9 protein-coding genes are annotated in these 11,189 nt (G+C 58.5%); 2 read left to right on the top strand and 7 right to left on the bottom strand.

Annotated features, from left to right (window positions below; all coding sequences use genetic code 11):
• The 7 genes from FJY67_03160 to pyrR all read right to left on the bottom strand — a co-directional run.
• Nucleotides 1-129, bottom strand: a 129-nt coding sequence (locus tag FJY67_03160) for an undecaprenyl-diphosphate phosphatase (GenBank protein ID MBM3328458.1), incomplete at its 3' end; no start/stop codon positions are given.
• 43 nt (nucleotides 130-172) lie between these two features.
• Nucleotides 173-1,987 carry a hypothetical protein gene (locus tag FJY67_03155; GenBank protein ID MBM3328457.1) on the bottom strand — a complete coding sequence of 605 codons (1,815 nt, stop codon included), beginning with the start codon at nucleotides 1,985-1,987 and terminating at the stop codon, nucleotides 173-175.
• Nucleotides 1,978-3,495, bottom strand: a complete 1,518-nt coding sequence (guaA, locus tag FJY67_03150; protein ID MBM3328456.1) for a glutamine-hydrolyzing GMP synthase — start codon at nucleotides 3,493-3,495, stop codon at nucleotides 1,978-1,980. The genes FJY67_03155 and guaA overlap by 10 nt, the downstream gene beginning before the upstream one ends.
• A gap of 36 nt (nucleotides 3,496-3,531) precedes the next feature.
• Nucleotides 3,532-4,350, bottom strand: coding sequence for a 5'/3'-nucleotidase SurE (surE, locus tag FJY67_03145; GenBank protein MBM3328455.1), 819 nt, complete (start codon nucleotides 4,348-4,350; stop codon nucleotides 3,532-3,534).
• A gap of 40 nt (nucleotides 4,351-4,390) precedes the next feature.
• On the bottom strand, nucleotides 4,391-5,683 hold the full coding sequence (locus FJY67_03140; protein MBM3328454.1) for a dihydroorotase: 1,293 nt from the start codon (nucleotides 5,681-5,683) through the stop codon (nucleotides 4,391-4,393).
• A gap of 12 nt (nucleotides 5,684-5,695) precedes the next feature.
• Entirely contained in the window at nucleotides 5,696-6,655 is a 960-nt protein-coding gene (locus FJY67_03135; GenBank protein ID MBM3328453.1) for an aspartate carbamoyltransferase catalytic subunit, read from the bottom strand.
• Nucleotides 6,648-7,202, bottom strand: coding sequence for a bifunctional pyr operon transcriptional regulator/uracil phosphoribosyltransferase PyrR (gene pyrR, locus FJY67_03130; protein MBM3328452.1), 555 nt, complete (start codon nucleotides 7,200-7,202; stop codon nucleotides 6,648-6,650). Before pyrR ends, FJY67_03135 begins: the two co-directional genes overlap by 8 nt.
• 235 nt (nucleotides 7,203-7,437) lie before the next feature.
• Here pyrR and rpmE point away from each other — a divergent pair, with 235 nt between their 5' ends.
• Nucleotides 7,438-7,647 (top strand): 50S ribosomal protein L31, encoded by a 210-nt coding sequence (gene rpmE, locus FJY67_03125; GenBank protein MBM3328451.1) that lies wholly within the window; start codon nucleotides 7,438-7,440, stop codon nucleotides 7,645-7,647.
• A 122-nt stretch (nucleotides 7,648-7,769) separates the two neighbouring features.
• Nucleotides 7,770-11,156, top strand: coding sequence for a hypothetical protein (locus FJY67_03120; protein ID MBM3328450.1), 3,387 nt, complete (start codon nucleotides 7,770-7,772; stop codon nucleotides 11,154-11,156).
• The last annotated feature ends 33 nt before the right edge of the window (nucleotides 11,157-11,189 follow it).

The raw sequence follows: 11,189 nt of genomic DNA, 5'->3' as shown, positions 1-11,189 counted from the left end.
ACCGGCATGAACGGAAACTTCGAAGCCTACATCTTCGGCCAGACCGACTCCAAGCAAATGTCTTGAAAGCGCCAGATGACCGCTCGATGAGACCGGAAGGAACTCGGTCAAACCTTGCACCACCCCCATTACCGCCCCATCGATGATCGTCAAACCGGCACTCTGCCAGGCGTCATCGCGACTCCCATACCAGCGGCTCGATTTGCCCCCGGTAGAGACGGATCAGGCCCAGGTGCTTGTTCACTCGTTCGTCCCGTAACAGACCGACCGGTCCTGAATAGGTTTGAACGTCCCGCATTAAACCCAAAGCGCGCCGCACGTCGGCTGGTGAACGCGCTCCTTCAAGTGATTCCCTCGCTACCCGAGCGGCTCGCTCCCCAGCCAAATGATGTCTGTTGAGACGTCCGCTGCGACCGGCATCTGTCATTTGAACTGTGAAACTCTCGTATTTCTCGCCACCGGCGGCAGGAAACGGCTCGGCGTAAATCAGGCCATCCACATAACGTTGAACCCGCATCAATTTCTCCCGGTCGGCCCAATTCTCGTCTCCATAAAGTTGTGCCAGGATGTTCTGACGGGCGTATTGAGCCGCGAGGATTTCAATGCTGGTTGGCTCGACGATCATCAGGATCGCATCGATACTCGTAACCGGTATTGCGAGCGAATCGATTTCACGCCCGGTCGATTCCATCCATCTCAGAGCCTTTTGATCGGCAAGTTTCCAAAGCGAATCGCAGAAGGCCGGGCTGAGTCTCAACCTGCGCGGTGTCATTGCGCCACTTCCTTCAACGTCATCATCTTGCTCGATCAACTGCTCTCGTGCCGGTACCAAGGGTAGGCCGTCCCAGTAGATTATGCCGTTTTCATCGTAAATGGCTTGCAGTGAGTCGTTGAAAGCGAGCCTTAGGCCGGCCTGACGGATGCGGTTCAGTTGATGCGAAAAGTCGATGGCTCCGGGATAGTAAGTCTCCGATGCGACTACTCGTCCGCCGGCATTGGATACCGTTTCGCGGAAGGCACTTGCCGTTGTCCGCCCCGGGCGCGTAATCGGTGCGATTATAGCGAAAGTCCGGTGGCCTTCGGATTCGGCGGCATGCCAGCCGAGCCGGTGTCCGATAGCACCGTAGTCGATCCGTCCCTGAAAGACGTTCGGCCCGATGGCAGCCATCCCCTCGTCAGGCGACAAGGCAGCCAGAAAGGGAATTCCAGCCTGCTCCGCGGCTACAGCCAGTGCCGTCGTCTCGTCACCGGCACTCCCCCCCACAAACAGCCCTACCCGACCTTCCCGCGATGTTCGCTGCATAAGACGCACCGCCCGGACCGGATCGCCTTCGCTGTCCCAGACAAACGGTTCAACGCTGCTGCCGGTATTATGACGCCAAAGGAAACCACGCAGGAAACCGGCCGAGACTTCGGCATCATTCCCCGACAAGGGGAGTATAAGTCCGACGCGAAGTGTATCCCGGGGAGGTGGTGACGATTTGCCTGAGCGTAAGGTTTCGGCTTCACGCCACGCATTTAACTCACCGAGCCGGGTCCGTGCCTTCTCCGCCAGGGTTCTATCTGCCGCAAATCCGATAACCCAACCCAGTAGCCGCTCGGCGTCATCAAATCGACCGGCAAGCAGTTCGACTTCGGCTTCTATAAGCCGGGCGTCGTCGAGATAGCCCGATTCAGGGAATTGTAGAGTTAGTCTGCGGCATTCGGCGCGCGCACGATCCAGGTCGCGCGTTTGGAGCGATGCCTGTGCCGCCAGCAGCGCTATTGACGAGAGGCGGTTTGAACCGGGGTGAGCAGTTCTAAAGGAGTCGATTTCTGCCAGCAGACGCTCGTCCTCGCGTCGCTCGAAAGCCTGGCGGATCGTCTGATAGGCTTCTTCGGCAGGATCGACTCGCTCCGATGCAAGTGTAAGAGGCAATAGCGCTAATAGCGTGAACGCAAACCGGACAGACCACCGGAGGTGGGTCGAAGTAGTCTTCATTGCCATTCGACTGTGGCAGGGGGTTTGGAGGTGATATCGTAAACGACCCGGTTCACGCCGCGCACTTGATTTGCAATGCGCGACGCTACCCGGGCGAGGAAGTCGAATGGTAGAGGCGAGAAGTCTGCCGTCATAAAGTCGCGGGTGTTGACCGATCTCAAGGCGAGAATCCGTTCATAGGTGCGGCTGTCTCCCATCACACCAACAGTCCGGTCGGTCAGGAGCACGGCAAAGGCTTGCGAGACGCGGTCGTAGAGGTCCTCCTCGCGCAACTCTTCTATGAAGATAGCGTCTGCTTCCTGCAAGAGGGATACGGCCTCGCCGGTAACTTCGCCGAGGATTCTTACTGCCAGTCCCGGTCCGGGGAAGGGATGCCGCATCAGGATCGCTTCCGGCAGCCCCATTTCCCGGCCCAACTGCCGCACTTCGTCCTTGAAAAGATAGCGCAGCGGTTCGATTAGATCGAAGCCCAACTCCTCGGGCAAGCCGCCTACATTATGATGAGTCTTGATGACAACGGCCGGACCCTTGGCGGACGCCGATTCGATTACGTCGGGATAAATCGTCCCTTGCAGCAGGTAACGCACTCCTCCGAACCGCGAGGCCTCTCGCTTAAAGACTTCTACGAAACGGTGTCCAATGAGGCGCCGTTTCACCTCAGGATCGAGGACCCCTTTCAGATCGGCAAGGAAGTCGCGCCCGGCAGTGATGATATGCAAGTGATTGCCAAAGCGAGGTCTAAAGAGCGCCTCAACCTGGGCGGCTTCATTCTTGCGCAATAGTCCGGTATCAACGAAGACGCACTCCACCCGATCGGGCGCCACTCGAGCGGCCAGAGTTGCCACCACCGTCGAATCGACTCCTCCCGAGAGCGCACAAAGTCCCTTGGCAGACTCGAGAAACGCCCCCGCAGAATCTTCGGCTTCGCGCAGATAGGAAGCCATGGTCCAACTGGCTCGGGCGCCGCAGATATTGCGCAGGAAGTTGCGAATAATGCGGTCACCTGAGGGTGTATGGCTAACCTCGGGATGAAACTGCACCCCAAAGAGAGGCTTCTTCCGATGTTCTATCCCGGCGATGACCCCCGCGTCGCTCCGGGCGGTAACGAACCATCCCTCAGGCAGTTGTGTCGCGTGATCGCCATGGCTCATCCAAACCGGCTCTTTCGGCGAAAGGCCTTCCAAAAGCCGCCCTGGTGCGACGACATCAACGACCGCCCGACCATATTCACGACGCACTGCCGCCTCAACCGACCCGCCTTCCTCCTTCATCATCACCTGCAAGCCATAACAAATGCCCAAGACCGGAATCTCGAGCCCGGCCAGATCGCGCCAGCGCACCGGCGCACCCTTGTCGTAAACGCTGTTCGGCCCGCCCGATAGGATAATCCCAACAGGAGCCATTGCACGAATCTGGTCCAGCGGAAAGTCCCACGACTCTATCCAACTGAAAACGCCCTCCTCCCGGCACCGGCGCGCTATCAACTGGGTATATTGCGCGCCGTAGTCGAGAATTAGTATGGTCTCACGCGAAAAAGTCAATATGTATCCCTATGACTTGAACCACTCGGCAACCGGTGCAAGCAGCGCCTCGTCGGTTAATTTTGGCGCCACCGGAGTAATCGTCACATACCCATCTTTTAAGTAACTTACATCCGAATCGTTGCCGTGATCCCGCTCCGCCTTCTTCCAACTACTCCAGTAGTAACCGACGCCGCGTGGATCGTGGCGCCGCTCGAGGCTCTCTTCGTAATATGAGTCCGCTTGAGGGGTTACTCGCAAACCCTTGATATCGTTCATATGCAACAGGGGGACGTTGACGTTGAGGAGCCTTCCGGCAGGCAAATCACGTTTAATTACCGCTTCACAGACGATTCGCGCATAGTGAGCCGCGGCGGTGTAATCGACTTTGCGACGGCTCCAGGCTTCTCTTCCCGAGGGTGGAATCGGACGCGACTCGCCGTGAGGTCCCGGGATTCTGAGCGACTGGGAGATTGCGACCGCGGGAAAACCCAGTAATGCGCCTTCCATCGCACCGGCTACCGTTCCGCTGTAGAGCAGATCGACACCCGAATTCTCGCCCCGGTTTATCCCGCTGACGACTAGTCCAGGCGGCTCAGGCAACAGCGCCCGAATCGCCAATTTCACTGCATCGACCGGGGTTCCGTTCACCGCGAGTCCAAACCGGTGTCCATTCCAGATGACTTCCTCGACCCGTAACGGTCCGGAGAGCGAAAAGCCGTGACTGACGCCGCTCTGTTCGCCGGCGGGAGCCACGACCCAGAGATCGCCCAAGCCTTCGAGTGCCTCCTTCAGCGCCTGGAGGCCGGGAGCATAGACGCCGTCGTCATTGGTCAGGAGAATGATCACATTGAAGCGGTAGTCAAGACTTCGATGACGCTATGTAAGGTCATGCAAGATAGTACTGTTGACCCAGGATGACCCCTTTCGCTCGACCTCTTAGTTCCCAGCCATGGAAAGGGGTGTTGATCGACTTCGAACTCTGTTGGCTGCGATCGACCACCCAATCTTCATTCGGAGCAATGAGGGTCAGGTTGGCTCGGGCACCTGGTTCGATCCGCACCGGAGGAAGCCCCATTATACGACGGGGTTGAACGGTCATCGCATCGATCAACCGCTCGAGGGGCAGTCTATTAGTCTGGACAAACTTCGTCAAGATCACGCCGAGGGCGGTCTCAAGACCGAGCATCCCAAAGGGAGCGCTGATCAACTCAACTTCCTTTTCATCACGGGCGTGGGGAGCATGATCGGTCGCAATGGCGTCGATGGTTCCGTCGAGCAGGCCCTCAAGCAAGGCTTCAGAGTCGCGGGACTCCCGCAGCGGCGGATTGACCTTGTAATCGGAATCGTACGTCGAGAGGAGTTCGCAAGTGAGGGTCAGATGGTGCGGGGTCACCTCGGCGGTTACAGCGATGCCGCGTCGTTTCGCCTCCCGTATGAGCGCTACCGAACCTGCCGTTGAGACGTGGGCGATATGCAAGCGTCCGCCGGTATATTCTGCGAGAGCAATGTCGCGTGCAATGCAGATTTCCTCGCCGACGGCGGGCCACCCGGGAAGGCCGAAACGGGTCGATGCGGCGCTTTCGTGCATGACGCCTCCTGAGGTGAGACTCGGCTCTTCGGCATGTTCAACGATGACTGCGCCGCTCTTTGCAGCATACTCGAGGGCCCGGCGCATCAGTCCGGCGGTCGCTACCGGCGCACCGTCGTCGCTGAAAGCAGTAACGCCTTCAACTGCAAGTTCGGCCATGTCGGCGAGGGTTTTACCGGCCCGGCCCTTGGTAACACACCCGACAGGATAAACTTCGACTGGCAGTCCGGTTGCTTGCTCACGAATAAACCGGACGACACCCGGCGAGTCTATGGGCGGATCGGTGTTTGGCATGCAGGCGACACCGGTGAATCCACCAGCCATGGCGGCTGCGCATCCGGTGCGAACGGTCTCCTTGTGCTCCTGACCCGGCTCGCGCAAGTGGACGTGCATATCGTAAAGTCCGGGCACGACAAGCCAGCCTTTGCCCGAGATAACCTGCGCCTGTTGAGACGGACTCAAGTCGCCAATGGAACTAATGACACCATCTTCGATAAGGATGTCTGTCACCCGGTCAAGTCCGACTTGAGGGTCGAAAACGCGTGCTCCGCGGACAACGATCCGATCTGCCTCTCCCAATCCGACCTTTATGCTGCTCACCGACTAACCCCTTCCTTCTTCGCGTTCATGTCCAAGGATCATGAAGAGCACCGCCATGCGAACCGCGACGCCATGAGTAACCTGCTCGAGGATCACCGAAAAGGGACCGTCGGCGACGTCCGAGTCTATTTCAACGCCCCGATTCATCGGCCCCGGATGAAGCACGACAATCTCCCGATCGGCGCGCTCAAGGTGCTCCCGGGTAAGGCCGAATTGACGCTGATAGTCCCTAAGCGACGGGATCAACCCCTGGTTCATTCGCTCCAGTTGCAGTCGCAGGACGTTAACTGCATCGCACCACTTCAGTCCTTCATCGAGATCTGATGCGACTTCAACACCAAGCGACTCCACGTTGCGGGGGATGAGCGTTGCCGGACCGCAGACTTTCACCTCGGCGCCGAGGGCAGTCAGTCCGAAGATGTTCGAGCGGGCTACGCGACTATGGGCGATGTCGCCCAATATCAAGACTTTCAATCCCTCTATCCGTCCGCATTCCTTACGCAAGGTGAAAATATCGAGCAGTCCTTGGGTGGGGTGCTCATGGGTGCCGTCGCCGGCATTTATAACCGCAGCGTCGATGCGTTGCGAAAGGAAATGCGGCACTCCGGATGCGCCATGTCGTATCACTACAGCATCGACCTTCATTGCTTCGATGTTGCGCACTGTGTCGAGCAGCGTTTCGCCCTTGGATACCGAAGAGCCTGCTGCTGAAAAGCTGACTGTGTCCGCCGAGAGTCGCTTTTCGGCCAGTTCAAATGAGAGACGGGTACGGGTCGAGTTTTCAAAGAAGAGGTTGGCGACGGTTACTCCGCGCAGCGACGGAACCTTGGGGATGGGGCGGTCGAGGACTTCAAGGAATGTTCCCGCGGTATCGAGTATCTCAGTCATAATTGCGGGTGCCAGACCATCGAGTCCGAGCATATGCCGCAATTCGCGCGAGTCACGAGGGGCTGAATCAGGCATGCTCAGTCTCGACAATGACGACTTCATCGATGTCATCGACTTCCGTCAAGTGAACGCGCACTTCTTCACCGGGCGAAGTTACGACCTTCTTGCCCACGAAGTCGCCCTGGATCGGCATCTCGCGTCCACCACGGTCGATCAGGACGGCGAGTTGTATCCGGTCGGGGCGGCCATAGTCCAGGATGGCGTCGATTGCCGCCCGCGCGGTCCGACCGGTGAAGAGAACATCGTCCACCAGCACCACCGCCTGGTCCTGGATGTCGAACGGGATGTCTGTCGCGCGCACCATAGGGGTTCGGTTCGAAATGAGAAAGTCGTCGCGATAGAGGGTGATGTCGAGGATACCGACCGGCAGGTCGCCGGTGCCTTCGATAATGCCGATGAGGCGGGCCAGGCGGTAGGCGAGCGGTGCGCCCCGGGTTCGTATGCCGACCAGAGCAATACGTGCGGCACCGCGGTTTCGTTCGATGATCTCGGCTGCCAGCCGGGCCAGCGTCCTCTCCAATCCGGCGGCGTCGATGAGACAGGCTTTAATTCGTTCCGGCAAAGTGGGTCTTGGAGGAAATAGAGGAATTATAGACTTGCGGAGTCAGGTTAATCGACCCAGAGGATCATGACTTAATCGAATCAATTTAGCGGGCGGACAGCCATGTCGCAAGCGGGTCGCACCCATTGAATCTTGATATCATCTAAACTTGCCCCCCGTGGTGCTTGCCCCCGGTCGGAGAGTGCCCTATATTGCTTCGTTCATAACCTATAGCAACCCATACAGGACGAATCTCGTGAAACCCGACATCCATCCCGCTTACAATCTGGCCACCGTGACTTGTGCTTGCGGGAACACCTTTCAGACCCGGACGGCAGTCGGAGACGTCAAAATCGAAATCTGCTCCAACTGCCACCCCTTCTTCACTGGTAAGCAGAAACTGGTCGATACCGCTGGCCGTGTCGATAAGTACTATCGCAAGTATAAGATCGAACGGCAGGGGTAGTAGCGCAAGTGCTCTATCGCTTAGGCACTTAGTAAAGGCCTAAGATAACAAGTTACAGGTGCCGAGAGGCTGCTGACGGTCGTCGGCAGTCATCCCTTCAATTCGTCTTTCGGAGTGCCGCCATGTTGCGATCGCTCGGACACATCGTCAGCCTTGTCTTGCTCATCATAGCATCGACAGGGCATCTTCCAGGTAACGCAAACGCCGCCACGGAACCCGATCAGCCCGGGTTTTTCCGTTTTCCGGCAATCTCGGGAGACTGGGTCGTCTTCACCTCGGAAGGCGATCTCTGGAAGGTCCCCGTAACCGGTGGAACCGCCTTACGGCTCACGACCCACGAAGGCGAAGAGAAGTATGCGAAGTTCTCCCCCGACGGCAAATGGGTTGCTTTCACCGGCCAGGAAGATGGTCAGGACGACGTCTTTCTGATTCCCTCCAGCGGCGGCGAACCGCGACGGCTCACCTATCACCCCCATACCGATCAATCCATCGGCTGGGATCTGTCCGGCAACATCCTCTTTCGTTCGACGCGCGAGATTCCCTATCGCGGCTTTCGCGTTTATCGCGTCGCTCCCGAGGGCGGGATAGCGGCTTCGATCGGGCTTGACAAGGCTGCGCTAGTCACCTTCGAACCGGGCGGCAAGCGCATCGCCTTCAACCCCCTCACTCTTGAAAATCACCGCTGGAAGCGCTATCAAGGCGGCATGGCAATGACCATTTGGGTCGGCGATCTGGGCGTGCCCGAGTTCACCGACGTTACCGGCAAGGGTGCAGCATTCAAGGACTGGAAGGGCGACTACGGCTTCCCGATGTGGCATAAGGGCGGCCGGATCTACTTCCTCTCCAACCGCGACGGCCGGGCTAACATCCATTCGATGAATCCCGATGGCAACGCACCGAAGCAGCACACCTTTCACAAGGAGTTCGACGCCCGGTTCCCTTCGATGGGCGGCGACCGGATCGTCTATCAATTAGGGATGGACCTGCGTCTCTATGACCTCGCAAAGAACGAGGATCGAGCTATACCGATAGCCTTGCCGACCGACCGCTTGCAGGCTCGCGTCAAGTATTTCCAGCCGGGCGACTTCATCACCGACTACGACCTCGGACCCGACGCGAAGAGGATCATTCTATCGGCGCGCGGCGAGATCGTCACCGCCCCGGCCAAGGGCGAAGGCCTCATCCGGCAGTTGACCTATAGCGCCGGGTCGCGCGAGAAGTACCCCCGCTGGTCTCCCGACGGCAAGTCGATCGCTGCGTGGACCGACGCCTCCGGTGAGGAAGTGCTCCACCTCTACCCCGCCGAAGGAGGAACCTCTAAAGTGCTCGGCACCGACAGCCGGGGCTGGCATTTCCCGCCGGTTTGGTCGCCCGATGGCAAAAAGGTCCTCTTTGGCAACGAAGAGTGTGAATTGATCGTGATGTCCATCCCCGACGGCAAGACCTCGGTCATCGACAAGAGCACTTGGGAGATTTCCCAGTATCGCTGGTCGCCCGATAGCCGGTTCGTAGCCTATGCCCGCGCGGAGAGAAACTACAACTCCATCATCCAGATCTGGGACTCTGTAACCGGTAAATCTACGCCCGTCACCGACGACTTCGTCAGCAGCCATTCGCCGGCCTGGTCAACGGATGGCAAGTACCTCTTCCTCCTCTCGGACCGTGAAGCCAACCCGGTACTCGACGGAATGGAAATGACCTACATCCTCGACCGCCGGACGAAGATCTATGCCTACTGCTTGAAGAAGGGGACGCCGTCGCCCTTTGCGCCGGAAGTCGATCCGCGGAGCGACGACGACGAAGGCTGGGGTGGTCGAAAGGAAAGTAAAGACTCTGGAAAGGGAAAGGGCAAGGACAAGGAGAAGGATAAAGACAAGAAAGACTCGGTCAAGGTCGAGATCGACTTCGACGGCCTCGCCTCGCGCGTCGCAGTCTTCCCGATACCTGCAGGCAACTATGGCGCCTTGGAGGCCACAGAGGAGAAGGTCTTCTACCTGGCATGGGAGCGGCAAGGGATGCTCGGCAGCGGCCTTTTCGATGACGATCGACTCGGGCGATACGACCTGCACCGCTTCGACTTGAAGAAGAAGAAGGACAAGGTTGCGGTCGAAGGAATCGACAGTTACGATCTCGCCATAGGTGGCAAGAAACTGGTCTATCGCCAAAAGGGCGAATTCACCTTGATGGGTGTCGATGAAGAGGGTAGCGATGGCGGAGGAGGCGGTCGAGGTGGCCGAGGCGACAAGGAGGATTCGAAAAAGGTCGAATTAGGCGGCTGGGAAATGCGCCTCGATGTCCGCGCTGAATGGCAGCAGATATTCGACGAAGCCTGGCGCTTGCAGCGCGACTTCTTCTGGGATCCCAATATGCACGGAGTGGACTGGAAGGCGATCCGCGCCAAGTACCGCCCGCTTGCCGCACGCATTTCGACCCGCGGTGAGTTGAACGATCTGATTGGGGAACTCTTCGCCGAGTTGAACTGTTCGCACACCTATGTCTGGGGCGGAGATGTCAAAGGCGCCAAACATCGCCCGTCCGGCTTGCTGGGGATCGATGCCTCGCGGGACGCCACAGGCTTTATCCGGATCGACCAGGTGATCACCGGACGTCCGTGGGAGCCTAACGCAACCAGCCCGCTTGCCGCGCCCGGCATCGACGCCAAAGCCGGAGAGTACATCGTTGCCATCAACGGCCGCTCGACCAATTCCGTGCCTGATTACTTCGAACTCCTGCTTGGCACTGCCGACCGCATCACCCAAATATCGCTGAACAGCACACCCTCCCTCGATGCAGCGCGCAATGTTGTTGTCAAGCCGCTCGCGAGTGAAGCCGCGCTCCGCTACAATGACTGGGTTGACGGACGCAAACGCTATGTGGAGGAGAAGTCGGGCGGGAAGATCGGCTACATCCATCTGACCAATATGGGCGGAGCAGGTCTATCGCAGTTCACCGCCGGATATCAGCCGCAACACACCAAACAGGCGCTCATCATGGACGTCCGCTACAATGGAGGCGGATTTGTTGCCGAAATGATCCTGGCGCACCTGGACCGCAACCTCGTCAGCGCCGGGATGGCCCGGCACGGTCTCCGTTATCGCAGCCCATCGACCGCCTTCTACGGTCATTTGGCCGCCGTTTCAAACGGCGAGACCGGATCCGACGGCGAAACCTTCACCGAAGGCTTCAAGCGTCTGAAGTTAGGACCGGTAATCGGAACCCGCACCTGGGGCGGTTGGGTCGGCATCCGGGGCGACAAGCCGTTGGTAGATCGCGGAATGGTAACCCAACCTGAGTTCACAGGCTGGGGCGTCAGCGACCGGAAATGGCTCATCGAAGGCTGGGGCACCGATCCCGATATCGAGGTCGTCGATGACCCGGCTTCGACAATGCAGGGCAAAGACCCGTCACTCGACTACACCATAAAGTATCTCCTCGACAAGATCGAGAAGGAGCCGATGACGGTTCCCGATATGCCCGAATTCCCGAAAGACCGGGGGTATAGGAAGTGAAGAATTAAGAATTAAGAATGTGGGAGTCATTCC

The sequence above is a fragment of the Calditrichota bacterium genome (assembly GCA_016867835.1).
In the GTDB taxonomy this organism is placed as follows: domain Bacteria; phylum Electryoneota; class AABM5-125-24; order Hatepunaeales; family Hatepunaeaceae; genus VGIQ01.
This window is presented reverse-complemented; position numbering and strand designations above follow the sequence as displayed.